At 62.4% G+C, this 20157-nt stretch carries 12 protein-coding genes; 5 read left to right on the plus strand and 7 right to left on the minus strand.

All coding sequences use genetic code 11. The features are described from left to right. Nucleotides 1-2 precede the first annotated feature (2 nt). Both L6D80_RS00695 and L6D80_RS00700 read right to left on the minus strand, forming a co-directional pair. Nucleotides 3-2138, minus strand: a complete 2136-nt coding sequence (locus L6D80_RS00695) for a type I secretion system permease/ATPase (protein WP_176513386.1) — start codon at nt 2136-2138, stop codon at nt 3-5. 66 nt (nt 2139-2204) lie between these two features. Further along, nucleotides 2205-3578 carry a TolC family outer membrane protein gene (locus tag L6D80_RS00700; RefSeq protein ID WP_176513372.1) on the minus strand — a complete coding sequence of 458 codons (1374 nt, stop codon included), beginning with the start codon at nt 3576-3578 and terminating at the stop codon, nt 2205-2207. Between the two features lie 195 nt (nt 3579-3773). On the opposite strand from L6D80_RS00700, the gene L6D80_RS00705 reads away from it, so the two are divergent. Then, nucleotides 3774-4022, plus strand: coding sequence for a hypothetical protein (locus tag L6D80_RS00705; protein WP_176513374.1), 249 nt, complete (start codon nt 3774-3776; stop codon nt 4020-4022). Nucleotides 4023-4042: 20 nt separating this feature from the next. Then, nucleotides 4043-11686, plus strand: a complete 7644-nt coding sequence (locus L6D80_RS00710; RefSeq protein ID WP_182387606.1) for a retention module-containing protein — start codon at nt 4043-4045, stop codon at nt 11684-11686. Between the two features lie 96 nt (nt 11687-11782). Here L6D80_RS00710 and L6D80_RS00715 read toward each other — a convergent pair whose 3' ends face one another. Together L6D80_RS00715 and L6D80_RS00720 are read right to left on the minus strand one after the other, a co-directional pair. Beyond that, nucleotides 11783-12148 (minus strand): YbaN family protein, encoded by a 366-nt coding sequence (locus L6D80_RS00715; protein ID WP_054902818.1) that lies wholly within the window; start codon nt 12146-12148, stop codon nt 11783-11785. A 7-nt stretch (nt 12149-12155) separates the two neighbouring features. Beyond that, entirely contained in the window at nt 12156-12743 is a 588-nt protein-coding gene (locus tag L6D80_RS00720; protein WP_039602166.1) for a YecA/YgfB family protein, read from the minus strand. Nucleotides 12744-12988: 245 nt separating this feature from the next. Here L6D80_RS00720 and recQ point away from each other — a divergent pair, with 245 nt between their 5' ends. Further along, nucleotides 12989-15133, plus strand: a complete 2145-nt coding sequence (gene recQ / locus L6D80_RS00725; RefSeq protein WP_054902817.1) for a DNA helicase RecQ — start codon at nt 12989-12991, stop codon at nt 15131-15133. A 137-nt stretch (nt 15134-15270) separates the two neighbouring features. After that, on the plus strand, nt 15271-15708 hold the full coding sequence (locus tag L6D80_RS00730) for a MarR family transcriptional regulator (RefSeq protein WP_054902816.1): 438 nt from the start codon (nt 15271-15273) through the stop codon (nt 15706-15708). 30 nt (nt 15709-15738) lie between these two features. Here L6D80_RS00730 and L6D80_RS00735 read toward each other — a convergent pair whose 3' ends face one another. Continuing rightward, nucleotides 15739-17925 carry a patatin-like phospholipase family protein gene (locus L6D80_RS00735; RefSeq protein ID WP_176512463.1) on the minus strand — a complete coding sequence of 729 codons (2187 nt, stop codon included), beginning with the start codon at nt 17923-17925 and terminating at the stop codon, nt 15739-15741. 67 nt (nt 17926-17992) lie between these two features. On the opposite strand from L6D80_RS00735, the gene L6D80_RS00740 reads away from it, so the two are divergent. Then, entirely contained in the window at nt 17993-18274 is a 282-nt protein-coding gene (locus tag L6D80_RS00740) for an Rdx family protein (RefSeq protein ID WP_054902814.1), read from the plus strand. Here L6D80_RS00740 and L6D80_RS00745 read toward each other — a convergent pair whose 3' ends face one another. Then, on the minus strand, nt 18275-19165 hold the full coding sequence (locus L6D80_RS00745) for a DMT family transporter (protein ID WP_176512464.1): 891 nt from the start codon (nt 19163-19165) through the stop codon (nt 18275-18277). A 108-nt stretch (nt 19166-19273) separates the two neighbouring features. Further along, entirely contained in the window at nt 19274-20047 is a 774-nt protein-coding gene (locus L6D80_RS00750; protein ID WP_176512465.1) for a helix-turn-helix transcriptional regulator, read from the minus strand. Nucleotides 20048-20157: the final 110 nt, after the last annotated feature.

Raw genomic sequence — 20157 nt, forward strand, 5'->3', positions numbered from 1 at the left:
CCCTACAACGCCGCCCCGATGCGGCCCTTGCGCAGGGCGTCGATGACCGCATCCTTCGGCCCGTCGGCGACCACTTTGCCGTTGTCCAGGACCAGCAACCGGTCCACCAGGCTGAGCATCGAGGTGCGATGGGTGACCAGCAGCAGGGTCTTGCCCGGCACCCAGTTCAGCAAGCGCTGGCGCAGTTGCTCTTCGCTGCTGTTGTCCATGTGGCTGGTGGGTTCGTCGAGGATCAACATCGGCGGCTCCAGCAGCAGTGCGCGGGCCAACAGCACGGCCTGACGCTGGCCGCCAGAGAGCAGCTGGCCGCGTTCGCCTACCGGGCGGTCGAAGCCGTGCGGGTGTTGCCTGGCCAGTTCGCTGACGCCGGTCAGCTCGGCCACTTCGAGCATACGTGTATCGCTGACGTGTCGGGCGCCGAGGGTCAGGTTGTCGCGCAGGCTGCCGGCCAGCAGCGGCAGGTCATGGGCGACGTAGCCAAGCTGGCTGCGCAGGTCGGCGATGTCCAGTTGGCGCAGGTCGAGGTTGTCCAGCAGTACCTGGCCCTCGTCAGGATGATGGAATCCCATCAGCAGGCGCCCCAGGGTGCTCTTGCCCGAACCACTGCGACCGATGATGCCGATGCGTTCGCCAGGTTTGATCACCAGGTTCACATCCTGCAGAGCAGGGGCCGCCTGCGCGGGGTAGCGGAAGGTGACATGGCTGAGGGTCAGGCCGCCTTTGAGAGGGGTATGCTCCAGGGCCTGCTGCTCGGCCAGGCGCTCTTGCGGCAGGGCCATCAGTGCGTCGGTGCTGCGCATGGTCAGTTGCGCCTGCTGGTAGCGGGTGATCAACCCGGCGATCTGGCCGAGCGGCGCGAGGACCCGGCTGCCGAGCATGTAGCTGGCGACCAGGGCGCCGACGCTGAGGTTGCCGGCAATGATGCTGTACACCCCGGCTACGATGGTGGCCATCCCGCAGAACTGCTGGATGAACAAGGTGCCGTTGCTGGCCAGCGACGACAGGTTGCGGGCATGGGCATCGAGGCGTGCCATGGCGCCGTTGGTGTGTTCCCACTGGTATTGCCGTTCGCTCTCGGCCCCGCAGGCTTTGAGGGTCTCCAGACCGCCAAGGGTTTCAATCAGCAACGCCTGGCGGACCGCGCCGAGGCTGAGGCTTTTTTGCACGGTGTCGCGCAGGCGTGCCTGGATGATCAGGGCGAAGCCGACCGCCAGTGGGAAGGCGATGAGCGGGATCAACACCAACCAGCCGCCGAGCAGGCCGATCACCAGCAGCATCAGGGCGACGAATGGCAGGTCGATGATGCTGGTCAAGGTCACCGCAGTGAGGAATTCACGCAGTCCCTGGAAGTCGTGGATACTTTGCGCGAAGCCACCGATGGAGGCTGGCTTGGCTTTCATGGCCATGCCGGTGATGCGCTCGAACAGGGTGGCAGAAAGGATCAGGTCGGTCTTCTTGCCAGCTTGATCCAGCAGATGGGCGCGTACCATGCGCAGCACCAGCTCGAAGGCCGTGCCGATGAACAGGCCGGCGACCAGCACCCACAAGGTCGACAAGGCCTGGTTGGGCACCACACGGTCGTAGGTCTGCATGACGAACAGCGGCACCATCAGGCCCAGCAGGTTGATCAGCAGGCTGGCCAGCAAGGCGTCGCCATACAACCAGCGGGAATGGCGCAAGGTGTCACGGAACCACGCTTCTACCCGTGGCAGCAGCGGTGAGCGCAGCGCTTCCAGCGTATGGCGCGGGCGGGCGAACAAGGCCTGGCCGGTGTACGCCCGTTCGAGCGTTTCGCGCTCGACCCATTGCTCACCTCCTTGGGCCTCGCAAGGCAGAATAAGCGCCCGGCCATCATCCCCCCAACGTTGCAGGACGGCGCTGCGGCCATTGTCGAGTAACAGCAGCACCGGCAGGTTCAACGGCGAGATGTCCCCCAGTGCTCGTTGCAACACACGGCCTTGCAAGCCGGCGCGGGCCGCGGCCCGTGGCAGCAAATCAGGCCCCAGGCGCTGTTGCAGCAGGGGCAGGCCGCTGCTCAGGCTGGCGCGGCTGGCCGGCCGGTCATGCAGGCGACACAGGATCAGCAAGCCATCGAGCAACGGGTCATCGATATCGGGGCGCGGTTGCGCGCTTTGCATACTGGTCACGATGGACTACTCCCGCCACGGTGAATGGGTGGTGCTGCCTGGCGCTGAGCGCCTGGCTCAGCGCATGTCGGGTAACCTGGCTTCGGTGCGCACGTCGTTATTGGCGAGGGCTTCCGGTGGCAGCGAAATACGCTGCTTGCTCAACAGCTCGCCCATGGTCGCCAGCACGCGGTACATCGAGTACTCCTCGGTGTAACGCACTTCGGTATAGCGACGGTTGGCGTTGTACAGCTCGTTTTCGCTGTCGAGCAGATCAAGCAGCGTGCGCTGGCCAAGACCGAACTGGTCTTGGTATGCGGCGCGCACGCGCTGGGTGGTCTCGGCGTATTCGCGGGCGGTCGGAGTCTGCTTGCGTGCGTTGTTCATGGCGTTCCAGGCCAGGCTGAGGTTTTCGGTCAGCTCACGCAGGGCGTTGTTGCGAATGTCCAGGGCCTGGTTGATCTTGTGTGCGTCCGACTGCAGGCGAGCCTTGTCGCTGCCGCCGCGGAACAGGTTGTAGCTGAGCTCGACGCCGGCCTGCCAGTCGTTGTTGCTGTGGCCTTTCTCACCGGCCAGGTTGTTGTTGGCGCCGGTGGCCAGTACTGCATCCAGGCGAGGGTAGAAGGGCGATTTGGCGACTTCGTACTGTTGCTCGGCGGCATTGACGTCGGCTTGGGCGGACTTCAGGTACGGGTTGTTCTGGCGCATGCCTTCGCGCGCCTCGTCGAGGGTGCCAGGCATCTGTACCTTGATCGATTGCGGGCCTTCCAGTTCGTCCGGCAGGCGACCGACCACGCTGTAGAAATTGGCCTCGGCATCGGCCAGGTCGACCTCGGCAGTGTCCAGGTTGTTTTCTGCCAGGGCCCGGCGGGCGCGGGACTGGTCAAGGTCGGCGGTGCTACCCACGCCACGCTCGCTGCGCAGGCCTATCTGGTCGTTGACGCGCAGGTGCGCCTGCAGGTTGTTCTTGGCCAAGGTCACCAGTTCGCGGCGCTTGAGCACGTCGAGGTACACCTCGACGGCGCGCAGGGCGACATCCTGAGCCACGGCCTGGGTGTAATAGGCGCGCGAGGTGGCGACTGCCTGGGTACGTCCCACTTCGTTGGCGGTGTTGAAGCCGTCGAAGATCATTTGCCGAAGGCGCAGTTCCGACTGGGTGTAGTTGAGGCTTTCCTTGTTGTGGTTGCGTGTGCCGTCAGCATTGAAGCCACGGGTGTTGACGTTGTCCGAACGCTGCCTGCCGTATCCGGCCACCAGGTCGACGCTCGGGTAATACCCGCCACGGGCGAAATTAACATCTTCGTCAGCTGCCAGCTTGCTGTTGCGGTTGGAGCTGATTTGCGGGTGATAGTCCACGGCGCTCTGAACTGCCTCGTTGAGCGACATCGCCTGAACGTTGGCGCACGCCATGGCCAACAGGATTGCACTGGTGATGGGGTTAAAAACGCGCATGGACTGCTTCTCCCTGGTCTTGAAAATGTCCTGCTAATGCCAAAAAACTGACGTTTTTTTGTCGTTCAAACCGTTTCAAGTTTGTAACAACAGAGCTAAGAACATTTGGCGCGTCAGCTAAGAAGATTTCTTCATAAGTTTTATGCGAAAAAAAACTTATGCGGTCTAACAAATCCGAGACATTGTTTCTTCCAGATGAATTTGCAACCGGCTGCAGGTCACGTTTTTCAAGCCCTGCACGAAGTTCCAGATTATTTGCAGCTAAAAACGCAGGATGGAAGGGTCAAAGCGGAATTTGGCGACAAAAAATTGGCATTGAATGATGGCCAATTAGTCCATGACTATCGCCAAAGCAGACCTTGGAGAACGATTCTCACCGTTGAGACACTCGGACTCGAAGCCTTTGACTCCACCGCCATGTCGTTGGCTGATGTAGCCAAATAGGGAAGGGGAGGCGTGCGCTCATGGCTAAGTTAGTCGGTGTGGTCAGCAAGGTGGTCGGTGAGGTGTTCGCCCTGGGCAGCGACGGCAGTCGTCGCCCGTTGATCGAAGGGGACCGCTTGTTCGCAGGCGAGCAGCTTGAGACAGGCGCCGCTGGTGCGGTGGCGGTGCGCTTGCAAAGTGGCGGCGAACTTACGCTGGGGCGCGACAGCATCCGGCAGATGACCGCGGACCTGCTGACCCATCACGCGCACCCGGTACATTCCCAGGACGCCTCCCCAAGTGCGGCACAGCTCACCGATGTGGAGCGTATTCAGCAAGCGATTGCCGCGGGTGCCGACCCAAGTGAAACCAGCGAAGCACCCGCAGCCGGCCCCGACGGCGCTGCTGCGCCGGGGGCGTTGGGCGGTGGCCACAGTGTTGTGATGCTGACCGAAGTGGCGGCGCGGGTCGACCCGGTAGTGGGGTTTCCGACTGCCGGGTTCAATGGCACCCCGGAGCTTGCCAATCGCTATGTCGGGGATTTGGGCAATGGGCGCGCCCTGCGCGCTGGCGACAGTGGTGGCGGTGGCACCGACGGTGGTTTGCCACCCGGCCAGCCCAATCCTCCCGGCGAGCCTAACCCCCCGTTGACGCCTACTGATGAGAACCATCCCGTTCAACTGCGCGGGCTTGAGCTCAACCCTGGCGACCCTGGCCTGGATGAAGCCAATCTGCCGCTGGGGTCTGCCAGCAATCCAGCGGCCCTGACCCAGCACGGCAGCTTTACCGTTGTGGCGCCGGACGGTGTGTTCAATCTCACCCTGGGCGGCATCAGTGTGGTGACCGCCGGCGTGGTGACCGGCGTAGGCCAATCGATCACTACCGCGCTGGGCAATATCCTGACAATCACTGGCTACGACCCGGCAACGGGCGTGGTGAGCTACAGCTATACCCTGACCGGTGCCGAACAGCATGCCGAGGGTGCAGGGACCAATTCGCTGAGCGAGCACTTCCCGGTGTTCGTCAGCGACACCGACGGTGATACGGCGCAAGGGACGCTGCAGATCAGCATCCGTGATGATGTACCGACAGCGGTGGATGACAGCCATCCGTTCAGCGCCACGGAGCTACGCACCGAATTGACCGGCAATGTGCTGAGCAATGACGTGCAAGGTGCCGACCGCGTTCCGGGCGGCCCGGTGATAGCCGGTACGTTTGTTGGTACCTACGGCACCTTGATCCTGGCGGCTGACGGCTCGTATACCTATACCCTCAACACCGGCGGCCTGGGCTTCAAGAACCTGGGGGGTGGCGGCCATGGAGTGGAAAGTTTCACCTACACGATCAAGGACGCCGACGGCGACACCAGCAGCGCGACGTTGACCCTGAACATCAGCAACCTCGACGACCCGGTGACGCTTGACGGCTTGGATGCACAGGGCGGCGAACTGACGCTTCACGAGAAACACCTGCACGATGGCAGCGCACCAGATGCAAGCGCCCTGACCCAGCAAGGTACGTTCAAGGTTACCGCGCCAGACGGTTTGCAGAGCCTGACCGTGGGCGGCATCAGCGTGATCAGCGCAGGCGTTGCGGCAGGCTTTGCGCAGTCGATTGTCACTGCCCAAGGCAACACGTTGACGATCACAGGTTATGACCCCGCCACTGGCGTGGTGAGCTACAGCTACACCCTGGTGGGCAACGAAAGCCACCCTTCCGGCCAGGGTAGTAACAGTATCAGCGAGCATTTCCAGGTAATTGCCAAGGATGTCGATGGCAGCACCGCCACGGGCAGCCTGGATGTGAATATCGTCGACGACGTGCCGACGGCGAACAGTGATTACGTCAGCGTGGCCAAGGGCGACGTGGTGCGTGGCAACGTGATGCTCAATGACGTGGTCGGTGCTGATACCCGTAGCGATGGCCAATACGTGGTCGGCGTGCGTGCCGGCAGCGATACCTCGACCTCGGCCATTGGCCAGTTGAACACCCAGGTACATGGGCAGTACGGCTACCTGACCATCGATGCCTTTGGCAACGCCGAATACCACTCCGACCCGACCATCGCTTCGCCCAGGGATGCGCTGGAAACGTTCGTCTACACCATCCGCGACGCCGATGGCGACGAAAGCACCACGACCATTACCATCAACGTGCACAACGGCCTGATCGCCTGTGCGGACCATGACGTCACGGTGTACGAGAAGGCGCTGGATCTGATCAAGGACGGCAACGACCTGGCGGCCGGCACTGTCACCGGCAGCGATCCAGGTTCGACCCTGGAAACGGCGTCTGGCACGTTGGTTGGCTCAGCCAGCGGCGGTGTCGGTGCGCTGACGTTCAGCCTGGTTGGCAGCGCGGTGGGCCAGTACGGCCAGATCCAGCTGAACGCGGATGGCTCCTATACCTACACCCTGACTTCACCGGCGACCTCGCCAATTCATGCCAACGATGGCGCCAATACGGTCACTGAAACCTTCACCTATCAGGTGCGCGATTCACTGGGTAATTCGACCACCAGCACCATCGTCATCAGCATTGTCGACGATGTGCCGACGGCTAACAGTGATTACGTCAGTGTGGCCAAGGGCGACGTGGTGCGTGGCAACGTGATGCTCAATGACGTGGTCGGTGCTGATACTCGGGGTGATGGCCAATACGTGGTCGGCGTGCGTGCCGGCAGCGATACTTCAACCTCGGCCATTGGCCAACTGAACACGCAGGTGCATGGGCAGTACGGCTACCTGACTATCGATGCCTATGGCAACGCCGAATACCACTCCGACCCGACCATCGCTTCGCCTAGGGATGCGCTGGAAACGTTCGTCTACACCATCCGCGACGCCGATGGCGATGAGAGCACGACGACCATTACCATCAACGTGCACAACGGCCTGATCGCCTGTGCGGACCATGACGTCACGGTGTACGAGAAGGCGCTGGACCTGATCAAGGACGGCAACGACCTGGCGGCCGGTACTGTCACTGGCAGCGATCCCGGTTCGACCCTGGAAACGGCGTCTGGCACGTTGGTTGGTTCGACCAGCGGCGGTGTCGGTGCTTTGACCTACACCTTGGTCGGGAATGCCGTAGGGCAGTACGGCCAGATCCAGCTGAACGCGGATGGCTCCTATACCTACACACTGACTTCACCGGCGAACTCGCCAATTCATGCCAACGATGGCGCCAACACAGTGACGGAGACCTTCACCTACCAGGTGCGGGATTCACTGGGTAATTCGACCACCAGCACCATCGTCATCAGCATTGTGGATGACGTGCCGACCGCGAACAGTGATTACGTCAGTGTCGGCAAGGGCGACGTGGTACGCGGCAACGTGATGCTCAATGACGTGATCGGTGCTGATACTCGGGGTGATGGTCAATACGTGGTCGGCGTGCGTGCCGGCAGCGATACTTCAACCTCGGCCATTGGCCAACTGAACACCCAGGTGCATGGGCAGTACGGCTACCTGACCATCGATGCCTATGGCAACGCCGAATACCACTCCGACCCGACCATCGCTTCGCCCAGGGATGCGCTGGAAACATTCGTCTACACCATTCGCGACGCCGATGGCGATGAGAGCACCACGACCATTACCATCAACGTGCACAACGGCCTGATCGCCTGTGCGGACCATGACGTCACGGTGTACGAGAAGGCGCTGGACCTGATCAAAGACGGCAACGACCTGGCGGCCGGCACTGTCACCGGCAGCGATCCAGGTTCGACCCTGGAAACGGCGTCTGGCACGTTGGTTGGCTCAGCCAGCGGCGGTGTCGGTGCGCTGACGTTCAGTCTGGTTGGCAGCGCGGTGGGGCAGTACGGTCAGATCCAGCTGAACGCGGATGGCTCCTATACCTACACCCTGACTTCACCGGCAAACTCGCCAACGCATGCCAACGATGGCGCCAACACAGTGACGGAGACCTTCACCTACCAGGTGCGGGATTCACTGGGCAATTCGACCACCAGCACCATCGTCATCAGCATTGTCGACGATGTGCCGACCGCGAACAGTGATTACGTCAGTGTCGGCAAGGGCGACGTGGTGCGCGGCAACGTGATGCTCAATGACGTGATCGGTGCTGATACTCGGGGTGATGGCCAATACGTGGTCGGCGTGCGTGCCGGCAGCGATACCTCGACCTCGGCCATTGGCCAGCTGAACACCCAGGTACATGGGCAGTACGGCTACCTGACCATCGATGCCTATGGCAACGCCGAGTACCACTCAAACCCCGATGCCGTGGCCCCTCGTGATGCGCTCGAGACATTCGTCTACACCATCCGTGATGCCGATGGCGACGAGAGCACTACCACCCTTACCATCAACGTGCACACCCACTCGTTGGAGCCCTGTGGAGACGGAGGGGTCAAGGTCTACGAGAGCGCCCTGGACCTGATCAAGGATGGCAACGACCTGGCGGCAGGCACCGTCACCGGCAGCGATCCTACCTCGCCCCGAGAAACCGCGATCGGCAGCCTGGTTGGCCAGGTCGCAGGTGGCGTGGGAGCACTGACCTATACCTTGGTGGGCAATGCGGTAGGCCAGTATGGCCAGATTCATCTGAACGCGGATGGCTCCTACACGTATACCCTGACTTCTCCCGCGAATTCGCCGAACCATGCCAATGATGGTGCCAACACCGTCACTGAATCGTTCACCTATCGGGTCGAGGATACGGTAGGTAACTGGACCACCAGCACCGTAACCATCACCATCGTCGACGATGTTCCGCAGGCACATTGTGACTATGTGAGTGTTGGCAAGGGTGATGTGGTACGGGGCAACGTGATGCTCAATGACGTGGTCGGTGCAGATACCCGGGGTGATGGCCAATACGTGGTCGGCGTGCGTGCCGGCAGCGATACCTCGACCTCGGCCATTGGCCAGTTGAACACCCAGGTGCATGGGCAGTACGGCTACCTGACTATCGATGCCTATGGCAACGCCGAATACCACTCCGACCCGACCATCGCTTCGCCCAGGGATGCGCTGGAAACGTTCGTCTACACCATCCGCGACGCCGATGGCGATGAAAGCACCACGACCATTACCATCAACGTGCACAACGGCTTGATCGCCTGTGCGGACCATGACGTCACGGTGTACGAGAAGGCGCTGGACCTGATCAAAGACGGCAACGACCTGGCGGCAGGCACTGTCACCGGCAGCGATCCCGGTTCGACCCTGGAAACGGCGTCTGGCACGTTGGTTGGTTCGACCAGCGGCGGTGTCGGTGCGTTGACCTACACCTTGGTAGGGAATGCCGTAGGGCAGTACGGCCAGATCCAGCTGAACGCGGATGGCTCCTACACCTACACCCTGACTTCACCGGCAAACTCGCCAACGCATGCCAATGATGGTGCCAACACGGTCACTGAAACCTTCACCTATCAGGTGCGCGATTCACTGGGTAATTCGACCACCAGCACCATCGTCATCAGCATTGTGGATGACGTGCCGACCGCGAACAGTGATTACGTCAGTGTCGGCAAGGGCGATGTGGTGCGCGGCAACGTGATGCTCAATGACGTGATCGGTGCTGATACTCGGGGTGATGGCCAATACGTGGTCGGCGTGCGTGCCGGCAGCGATACCTCGACCTCGGCCATTGGCCAGCTGAACACCCAGGTACATGGGCAGTACGGCTACCTGACCATCGATGCCTATGGCAACGCCGAGTACCACTCAAACCCCGATGCCGTGGCCCCTCGTGATGCGCTCGAGACATTCGTCTACACCATCCGTGATGCCGATGGCGACGAGAGCACTACCACCCTTACCATCAACGTGCACACCCACTCGTTGGAGCCCTGTGGAGACGGAGGGGTCAAGGTCTACGAGAGCGCCCTGGACCTGATCAAGGATGGCAACGACCTGGCGGCAGGCACCGTCACCGGCAGCGATCCTACCTCGCCCCGAGAAACCGCGATCGGCAGCCTGGTTGGCCAGGTCGCAGGTGGCGTGGGAGCACTGACCTATACCTTGGTGGGCAATGCGGTAGGCCAGTATGGCCAGATTCATCTGAACGCGGATGGCTCCTACACGTATACCCTGACTTCTCCCGCGAATTCGCCGACCCATGCCAATGATGGTGCCAACACCGTCACTGAATCGTTCACCTATCGGGTCGAGGATACGGTAGGTAACTGGACCACCAGCACCGTAACCATCACCATCGTCGACGATGTCCCGCAGGCACACTGTGACTATGTGAGTGTTGGCAAGGGTGATGTGGTACGGGGCAATGTACTGCTCAATGATGTGATCGGCGCCGATGTGCCGAGCGATTGTGGCTATGTGGTGGGTGTGCGCGCCGGCCATGACACGTCTACCTCAGCCATTGGCCAACTGGGCAGCAAAGTGTTCGGTCAGTATGGCTACCTGACCCTGGATGCCCAGGGTAATGCGGTTTACCACTCCGACCCCGACGTAGTTGCGCCGAGGGATGCGGTCGATAGGTTCGTCTATACCATTCGCGATGGCGACGGTGACGAAAGCACCACAACCATTACCGTCAATGTGCATGACAATTCGATATCCGAATGTGGTGATGGATATGGCCGGGGCCTTGAGCAACGGTTTGTCGATCGCGGTGCATTCACCTTGGATGCCAGCAGCATGACCGCTGCGCTGGTAGTGCTCGGGTATCTGGGGGCGAGCGGTGCGGCCAATGCCCAAGGCAACGCCGACGAGGTGATCAACATCAGTTTGCGCACAGGCGAAACCTTGCAACTGAACCAGGCCCATCACGATGCCAGCCTGGCGCTGGCGTGGAAAGAGGCGGGTGGCACCTATCAGGCCATTGCCGCAGGCGACAGTTTTACTGCCAGCCATGATGGGGTGTACAGCATTCAGGTGAGTGACCCGGTCGCTGCGAGCAAAGGCGGTGAGAGCTACCAACTGAGCATGGTCCTTGACTACGCCAGGGCGCCGGACGCCGGCGTGCATGCTGGCGCAGGCGTTGACCCTGCCGCGATCAGCCCCGTCGGCGCAATGGGCGTCACCTCGCTGGTAGGCCATGCGGCTGCTGGTGTCGAGGCGAGTGCTACCGCCAACTATGCCTTGGCCAAGGAGGGAGTCACGATTGACCTGAGCCATGACGGGGCACAAGACACTGGAAGTGCGGGCCTGGAAAGCCTCAATGGCATTCATAACCTGGTTGGCTCCGACTATGGCGATATTTTGATCGGCAACAATGGCGACAATGTCCTCATTGGCGGGGGTGGTAACGACGTGCTCAAGGGGGGTGATGGCAATGACACCCTTATCGGAGGGGTCGGCGACGACAGCTTGACCGGGGGCAATGGCAACGACATTTTCATCTGGCAGAAAGGTGACAGTGGCCATGACACGGTCACCGACTTCACCCCTGGCAGTGACAAGCTCGATTTGTCGCAACTGCTGCAGGGCGAGCACGCCACCGCCTCCTCACTGGATGACTACCTGCATTTCAAGGTCAACGGCACTGGCGCCAATATGGTTTCGACCATCGAGGTCAGCAGTGTGGCGGGAGCGGCGCCGACCCAGACAATCGACCTGGCCGGCGTCGACCTGGCCCAGCATTACGGGGTAACCGCCGGGGCGGGTGGTGTGGTATCGGCAGGGCATGACACAGCCACCATCATCAACGGGATGCTCGATGATCATTCGCTGAAGGTGGATACGGTGTAAGACGTTCGGCTACAAGTGGGGCTGGCTGCGCAGCTGACCTGCGGCATACCGCACCGGCCTTGCCGGTCCCTGCCAAATCAGTTGTTGGCCGCGCGCTCAACCGGGTTTGCGCAAGGTTTTCTGCTTGAGAATATACAGGCTCACCAACACCGCACTGGTCAGCATGAAGACCCGTGCCCAGAACAGAGGCACCAGGTAACAGGATAGGCCAATGCTCGCCCACATCAGCCCGATGGCGTAGACCTTGCCCTTCAGCGGGATGCCTTCGCCGTTCAGGTAGTCGCGGATCCACGGCCCTAGCTTGGGGTGGGTGACCAGCCAGTGGTAAAAGCGTGGCGAGCTGCGGGCGAAACAGGCAGCCGCCAGCAGCAGGAACGGGGTGGTGGGCAATACCGGCAGGAAGATCCCCAGCACCCCCAGCGCAACGCTGAGCCAGCCGATGGCCAGCAGCAGGTAGCGCACAGCCGACTCAGTGGTGGCGTGGCTTGAGCAGCGCCGGCTTCTCGTCGGGTGCGTGCAGCAGCAGGAACAAAGCGCTCAGCGCCTCAGGGATCTGCACGATCATGTCGTCCTGCAGGTTGGCGTTGCTGGCGATGTCAGCGAACTCAGGTTGTTCGTCGAACAGGCCGGAGCCGACCATGATGGGCAGCAACATCTCGCTGACTTCTTCTTCGGCGTTTTCGAACCAGGCTTCCTCGCGCAGGAACACGCCTTCCATGAAGCCGATGCACCAGCCGCGCAGGTCGGAATCGTCCGGCTCGTCGGTCAGGTCCAGCTCGCAAGGCAGGTCGAATTCTTCGTCGCTGGCCAGTTGACGGGCGATGTGCCCCTTGAGCGCCACCAGGGTGGCCTCGATTTCGGTGCGCTGGGCATCGCTGGCGTAATGGGGCTCTTCGGCGAACAACGCGTCGATCCATTCGCGCTCGGGAACGTCTTCCGAGCAGATCGACAGCGCGGTCAGGTAGCCGTGGGCGGCGACGTAGTCCAGCGCTTCTTCGTGCAGCTCGTCGGCGTCGAGGAAGGCTTGCAGGCGGGTCAGTTGCTCGGCGAAGGACATTACAGGGCTACCTTGGGGAATAAACGATAATGAATTCTAGCACCTTGCGGCGACGGCGGGGCAAAGGGAACGTCTGTCACCGGGGCATCCTGCGCAGGGCGGTGCTGGGGTATACTCCGCGATTTTCACCCAGGGCAGGATTCCCCCTGCCATCTGGCAAAAGCCGCTTACGCATTTGGCGTGTGCGGAGCGGGTTTTTCGTCCAGCCTGTGTCCAGGATGGTACGGCGATTTGTGGAGTTGCACATGCTCGAACAGGCTCAGCGCGTTCTCAAGGATATCTTCGGCTACGACAGTTTCCGAGGGCGCCAGGCAGCGATCATCGAATGCGTGGCCAGTGGTGGCGATGCCCTGGTGCTGATGCCTACCGGTGGCGGCAAGTCGCTGTGCTTTCAGGTGCCGGGGCTGCTGCGCCCGGGCCTGACAGTGGTCGTGTCACCGCTGATCGCGCTGATGGACGACCAGGTCGCCACGCTCGATGAACTCGGGGTGGCTGCCGCAGCGTTGAACTCCACGCTCAGTGCCGAGCAGCAGCGTGACCTGGCCGGGCGCCTGCGCCGTGGCGAGGTGAAGATGCTTTACCTGGCGCCAGAGCGCCTGGTGCAGCCGCGCATGCTGGATTTTCTGCGTGGGCTGGACATCGCCCTGTTCGCCATCGATGAGGCCCACTGCGTGTCGCAATGGGGGCACGATTTCCGCCCGGAATACCTGCAGTTGGGCCAGTTGGCCGAACTGTTCCCCCATGTGCCGCGCATCGCCCTGACCGCCACCGCCGACATGCGTACCCGCGAGGAAATCGTCCAGCGTTTGCACCTGCAGGGGGCCGAGCGTTTCCTGTCGAGCTTCGATCGGCCGAACATCTTCTACCGCATCGTGCCCAAGGAGTCGCCGCGCAAGCAGTTGATGGCCTTCCTCGGCGAGCGCCGGGGCAATGCCGGTATTGTCTACTGCTTGTCGCGCAAGAAGGTTGACGAAACGGCTGCGTTCCTTTGCGAACAAGGCTTTCCGGCATTGCCGTACCATGCAGGCCTGGCTGCCGAGACGCGTGCCGCCAACCAGCACCGTTTCCTCAATGAGGAAGGGCTGATCATGGTCGCCACCATCGCGTTCGGCATGGGCATCGACAAGCCCAACGTGCGCTTCGTCGCCCACCTCGACCTGCCTAAGTCGCTTGAGGCCTATTACCAGGAGACTGGCCGTGCCGGCCGGGATGGCCTGCCATCTGACGCCTGGATGGCCTATGGTCTGCAGGACATGGTGATGCTCAAGCAGATGCTGCAGAACTCCGAGGGCGACGAGCGCCACAAGCGCGTCGAGCAGCACAAGCTCGACGCCATGCTGGCGCTGTGCGAAGAGACCCGTTGCCGCCGCCAATCGCTGCTGGCCTACTTCGATGAAGTGCTCGAGCAACCCTGTGGGCATTGTGACAATTGTGTAGACCAGATTCAGACCTGGGACGCCACCGAGCCTGCGCGCCAGGCACTGTCGGCGGTGTTCCGTACTGGCCAGCGCTATGGCGTAGGCCACCTGATCGACGTGTTGCTGGGCAAGGACACGGAGAAGGTGCGTAATTTCGGCCACGAAAAGCTTTCGGTGTTCGGTGTAGGCAAGGGGTTGGCCGAGGCCGAGTGGCGTTCATTGTTCCGCCAGTTGGTGGCCCGCGGCCTGGTGGACATCGACCTTGAAGGCTACGGTGGCCTGCGTCTGTCCGACAGTTGCCGCCCTCTGTTGCGGGGCGAGGTGCCCTTGCAATTGCGCCGTGACCTCAAGCCCCAGACTGTGGCCAAGACGTCCTCCAGCGGCGGCAGCCCGGCCAGCCAGCTGGTGCGCGCCGAGGAACGCGAGCTGTGGGAAGCGCTGCGCACCCTGCGGCGCAAGCTGGCCGAGGAGCACAGCGTGCCGCCTTATGTCATTTTCCCTGACTCCACCCTGCTGGAGATGCTGCGCAGTCAGCCGACCAGCCTCAGCGACATGGGCCAGGTCAGCGGCGTGGGCGCACGCAAACTGGAGCGCTACGGTCAGGCTTTCCTCGAAGTGCTCAATGGCGCTGGTGGCACGGAAGAAGCGCCCAAGGTGGTACTCGACCTGCGTCATGAGCTGGTCAGCCTGGCCCGCGCCGGTATGACCCCGGCACAGATTGCCGGCCAGCTCAACTGCAGCGAAAAGAACGTCTACAGCCTGCTCGCCGAGGCTATTGGCCGCCAGGAACTGAGCCTGGAGCAGGCGCTGGACCTGCCTGAAGACCTGATGATGGAAGTACAGGACGCCTTCCTCGATGGCGAAGGGGAGTTGCCGCCCGTCTCGGCGATTGCGCCCTTGTTCGCGGGCCGGGTGCCGGAGGGTGTGCTGTATTGTATGCGGGCAGCACTGGCGGCGGAGTTCGAACTCTGATCGGGGATATTTCCGGCATCCGCTGATCGTTGTCATCCCTTTTGACGATTTTCAGCTGTTCCACAGCGCGCAGCCTTGCCTGATGGCCCGGGTCATGGTTAGCTGGCTAATAATTAGTTCTAGTTAATGAGTTGCTTATGCCCCTGACCGACAACCAACACCGCTTCGGTATGCAGCTGGCACAGATGTCCCGTGGCTGGCGTGCCGAGCTGGACCGACGCCTGGCCGGGCTCAACTTGTCCCAGGCGCGCTGGCTGGTGTTGTTGCACCTGGCACGTTTCGACGAAGCGCCGACCCAGCGCGAGCTGGCACAGAGCGTCGGGGTTGAGGGGCCGACCCTGGCGCGGTTGCTGGACAGCCTGGAAAGCCAGGGCCTGGTACGTCGCCAGGCGGTGATGGAGGACCGGCGGGCGAAGAAGATTGTGCTGTGCCCGCCAGCCAAACCCCTGATCGACCAGATCGAGACCATCGCCAATGCCCTGCGGCTGGAGCTGTTTACCGGGGTGGATGAGGCGGACCTGGAAGTGTGCATGCGAGTGCATGAGAAGATTCTCGCCAACCTCGAAAAATCCTGAAAATAGGGGCTGCAACCCAGCCCCTTTCATTCAGAAGGTATTTCCAAGGTTCAGGTACACCGCCTGTTCATGCGCGCTGTTGGCCCCGTAGCTCAGGTTCAGCGGCCCCAATGGCGTGTCCAAGCCCAGGAAGATGCTTGCCGCATTGATGTAGCCACTGTCGAACTCATTGTCGTTGTTCCAGGCCCTGCCACGTTCCAGCGAGCCGCCGATGTACAGCGGGAAGTCCAGCGGCAGGTAGGAGCGTGGTGTCAGGCGGCGGTAGTAGACCATGCGCAATAGGCTCACGTTCTGCCCCGACAGCGAGTCCTGGCGGAAGCCCGACAGCTCCCGCGCCCCACCCATGACAAAGCTCGACGTCACCACCTCGGTCTTGTCCAGGGTGCGCCCATAACGCCCGCCCAGCACCAGGGTGTTGGGGCCGCTGCTCAATGCCTTGTCCACATTCAATAACCATTGTCGATAATCGGTATCTGAGTCCAGCGACTTGTCGTACTTGCGCAGGGTCAGGCCGATGTCCTCACCACTGTGCGGGAAGTACACGTTGTCGAGGGTGTCGAACGAGTATTTCAGCTCATAGAAGCCTTCGTTGAAGCTGACTTTGGGCAGGTCCTGATCGCCGATGCGTACCTGCGCCTCGCCCCATGCTTTGCCCGCGCCCAGGCGCACTTCGCCATAGGTGCCGATCTGGCGGCCGACGTTGAGGCCGAAGCCGTAACGTTCCAAGCGGTATTCGGCAATCGGGTCGTTATCCAGGGTTGCCTCGATATTCTGCGAGCCCAGGTCAAGGTAGGGCGCGATGAAGTAGCGTGAGCCGACGTCGAGCGGTTGATAGAATTCGCTGTAGAGCTCCTGCTGGTCGCCGATCTGGGCCCGTGTCAGCCATTCTGCGCCCAGGCGGTTGATACCGTTGACTCGGTAGCTGGCGCCCAGGTTGAAGGCGCTGTCGCCCCGCAGGTCGTCCGACAGGTTCAGCCCCAGGCGCAGGTAGTCGGTACCACCGCTTTTGCCGCGGGCGTTGATCACCAGCGTATTATCCTCGCCCTTGTGCACCACGCGGTACTGCACGCCGTCGAAGTAGTCCAGGCCATACAGGGTACCCATGTCGGTCTGCAGGCGGTCCAGTTCCAGTGGCTCGCCAATGGGCTGGCGGATGTAGTAGCGGATCACATCGTCGCTGACCTTGGACTGGTTCTCCACCTTGATCGCGGTGATCACAGGCGTGCGCTGGCGGGGTGAGCGGGCCACGGCCAGGCTCACGTCACCCTCGGGCCGGCGCAATGCCGCCAGGCGCGGGGCGAGCAGGCCGGTGGCACGGTAGCCCGCTTCGATCATGTCATGGGCGCGGCCAAAGTCGGTCACGCCGAAAGCGGCCAGCTGTGGCTGGATGAGGATGTCGTCGTGGCGCAGGCTAGCCAGTTGTTCTTCGGAGTTGCGCCGGGTCATCAGGGTGATCGACTGGTTGAGCACGTCCACCACGGTAACCAGTTGCTTGCGATCGCGTAGCGGGGTACCGATATCGACGACGATGGCCAGGTCAACGCCCATCTCCCGGGCCACGTCCAACGGAATGTTGTCGACCATACCGCCGTCCACCAACAGGCGGCCATCCAGCTCGACCGGCGCAAACACAGCTGGGATCGACATACTGGCACGGATCACCTGAGGCAGGTGGCCGCGGCGGAATACCACCTTTTCGCCACTGGCAATGTCGGTGGCCACGGCGCGAAAGGGGATCGGCAACTTGTCGAAGTCGCGGGTGTCGGCGGTGTGCGCCAGTTTGCTTTCCAGCAGCAATGCCAGGTTTTGCCCCTGGATCACCCCCAGTGGCAGGCCAAGGCTGCCATCGTCGCGAAAGCTCAGTTTCTGCTTGACCAGAAAGTCGCGGTCATCCTGCTTGCGCCTGAAGGGCACATCCTTGCGCGGCGGGGCATCGGACAGCGCCTGCTGCCAATCCAGGGTGGTGGCGAGTTTCTCCAGTTCCTCGACGCTGTAGCCGGACGCATACAGCCCGCCCACCACGGCGCCCATGCTGGTGCCGGCAATGGCGTCGATACGCACACCCTGTTCCTCCAGGGCCTTGAGCACGCCGATGTGGGCCAGGCCACGGGCGGCCCCGCCGGAGAGCACCAGGCCGACCTTGGGGTGGGCCGGTTCGGCGGCGAGCAAGGTGAAAGAGGTGAGCGTCAGCAAAAGGCAGAACAGCAGGCGGCGCATCGTGAGTCTCAAACCATGGGCTAAAGACCGCTAGTATAAGCATCCCCTCAACTGGAGATGCGCCACCATGGCCAACAGCAAGCCGGAAATCGTCATCACATATTGCACGCAGTGCCAGTGGCTGCTGCGTGCCGCCTGGCTGGCGCAGGAGCTGCTTAGCACGTTCTCCGACGACCTTGGCCGCGTTGCGCTGGAGCCCGGTACCGGCGGGGTGTTCCGCATTACCTGCAATGGTGTGCAGATCTGGGAGCGCAAGGCTGACGGTGGCTTCCCTGAAGCCAAGGTGCTCAAGCAGCGGGTGCGTGACCAGATCGACCCCCAGCGCGACCTGGGTCACAACGATCGTTGATCAGGCACTGTCAGCCAGGGCGCGTTGCTTGGGTGCTTGCGCAGCCGCGAGGCGGCTGGACAGCACGATGGCAAAGATGATCAGCACGCCGCCCAGCAGCATGCGCGGGGTGGGGGTTTCTGCAAACACCACCCAGGCCATGGCGATGCCGTAGATCGGCTCCATGGCGAACACCACGGCGGCGGTGCGTGCCTTGATCACCGCCAGGCTGGCGACGAACAGGCTGTGAGCGACCCCGGTGCAGAAAACGCCAAGCAGGGCGATCCACAGCCAGTCCAGGGGCGCAACGGTGCCCAGGCCGGACGCGGCGATCGGCAGTGCGCACAGAACCACCACCAGGTTCTGCCACAGCGCTGCCTGTACGGCGGGCAGGCGGCCGGAGCCTGCGCGGTTGGTCAGCGACAGCAGCGAGAACAGCAAGCCGGAAAGCAGTGACCAGAGCAGGCCGCCGGTAGCTTCGCTGGCAAGGTCGAATGACGGTGTCACCAGTACCAGGCCGATGCTCACCAACAGCACCAGTACCCCTTCGTTGCGGCGGATGCGTTCGCGCAGTAGTACCCCTTCGAGGATCACGGTAAAGGCCGGAAAGCTGGCGAAACCCAGGGTGGCGATGGCCACCCCGCCCACCTTGACGGCGATGAAAAAACTGCCCCAGTGGCCGGCCAGCAGTACGCCGCCGAGTAGCAGGCGCTGTATGTCACGGCCGCTCAGGCGCTGCCAGCCTGGACCTACGGTGCTGGCGAACAGGGCCAGGGCGAGTACGGCGAAGGCGGCGCGACCAAAGACAATGATGGCTGGGCTGGCACTGGCGGCCAGCTTGCCGAAAATGCCGGTCAGGCCGAAGAGCAGCGCGCCGATGTGCAGGGCGCCTAGGGCTGTGCGGTGGTTCATGGTGGTCCTTGAGCAGAGGGGTTGTCAGTCCTCTTCGCGGGCTTGCTGCGCGAATAGGCCAGTCACGCCATAGCGTAAGGACTCAGACAGACACAATCTGTCGCCCACCTAGCGTTCTTTGTCGCCAGGCTCTCGCCGCAACGCCATCGGCGTACAGCCAAACGCCCGCAGCATCGCCGCCGAAAATGCACTCTGCGATTCATACCCCACCTGCGCAGCAATTTCCCCCATCGGCAGCAACGTCTGCGTGACCAGCTGCCGCGCCTTGAGCAGGCGCCGCTGGCGGATGTAATCCATCGGCGTCATGCCAGTTTCAGCGGAAAACCGCGCATGCAGCCGGGCACTCGACAGCCCGGCGATGCGCGCCAAGTCGGCAACCTGCAAGGGGTGGGCGGCGTGCTGTTCGATATGCCGGTCGAAGGCGGCATAGGGCAGGCGATGGCTGGGCGTTACGCTGGCCGAAGCTGCCGGGTTGAGGCTGGCCAGCAACAACACCGCACCCTGACGGGCGATCAACGGGTCGTCCACCGGGCTGGCTGCCAGCCAATCCACCAGTTGCTGCTGGCGGCTGTCCAGCCCCAGTGCGCCCGGGCGCGCCAGCAGGCGGCGGCTGGCGTCGGCATGCTCGCCGAGTTGCTCACGTAACCAACGCTCGCTCGGCACATCGAGCACCAGGCAGTGGCTGCCGGTGTCGCTGCCGCAGGTATGATGGGTGCCGGCCGGCACCACCACCAGACCCTGGCGGTCGACCCGTGCGCCGTGGCCCTGCACTTCGAAATCCAGGCGGCCACGCAGGCCGAACACCAATTGTGGGTGCTCGTGGCTGTGGGCGATCAGGTCGTCGCGATAGTGGCGCAGCGAAAGTATCGGGCCGGCGGTCATGGGGGTGTCCTCGCAGGGCAGGTAACCATTGTGCCCCAATCTTGGCGGCCCATCACTCGTCACATGGTTGCCACCCATCTGTCATGTCTGCCTGCCAGTCTCCAGCAAAC

This window comes from Pseudomonas ceruminis, assembly GCF_021602025.1.
GTDB classification, from domain to species: Bacteria; Pseudomonadota; Gammaproteobacteria; order Pseudomonadales; family Pseudomonadaceae; genus Aquipseudomonas; species Aquipseudomonas ceruminis.

Bases quoted from the DNA above. Each gene is read 5' to 3' on its own strand.
- L6D80_RS00745 (WP_176512464.1), bottom strand. From the start codon at position 19,165: ATGAACCACCGCACAGCCCTAGGCGCCCTGCACATCGGCGCGCTGCTC.
- L6D80_RS00700 (WP_176513372.1), bottom strand. From the start codon at position 3,578: ATGCGCGTTTTTAACCCCATCACCAGTGCAATCCTGTTGGCCATGGCG.
- L6D80_RS00750 (WP_176512465.1), bottom strand. From the start codon at position 20,047: ATGACCGCCGGCCCGATACTTTCGCTGCGCCACTATCGCGACGACCTG.
- L6D80_RS00720 (WP_039602166.1), bottom strand. From the start codon at position 12,743: ATGTCCTTCGCCGAGCAACTGACCCGCCTGCAAGCCTTCCTCGACGCC.
- recQ (WP_054902817.1), top strand. From the start codon at position 12,989: ATGCTCGAACAGGCTCAGCGCGTTCTCAAGGATATCTTCGGCTACGAC.
- L6D80_RS00705 (WP_176513374.1), top strand. From the start codon at position 3,774: ATGAATTTGCAACCGGCTGCAGGTCACGTTTTTCAAGCCCTGCACGAA.
- L6D80_RS00730 (WP_054902816.1), top strand. From the start codon at position 15,271: ATGCCCCTGACCGACAACCAACACCGCTTCGGTATGCAGCTGGCACAG.
- L6D80_RS00740 (WP_054902814.1), top strand. From the start codon at position 17,993: ATGGCCAACAGCAAGCCGGAAATCGTCATCACATATTGCACGCAGTGC.
- L6D80_RS00735 (WP_176512463.1), bottom strand. From the start codon at position 17,925: ATGCGCCGCCTGCTGTTCTGCCTTTTGCTGACGCTCACCTCTTTCACC.
- L6D80_RS00710 (WP_182387606.1), top strand. From the start codon at position 4,043: ATGGCTAAGTTAGTCGGTGTGGTCAGCAAGGTGGTCGGTGAGGTGTTC.
- L6D80_RS00695 (WP_176513386.1), bottom strand. From the start codon at position 2,138: ATGCAAAGCGCGCAACCGCGCCCCGATATCGATGACCCGTTGCTCGAT.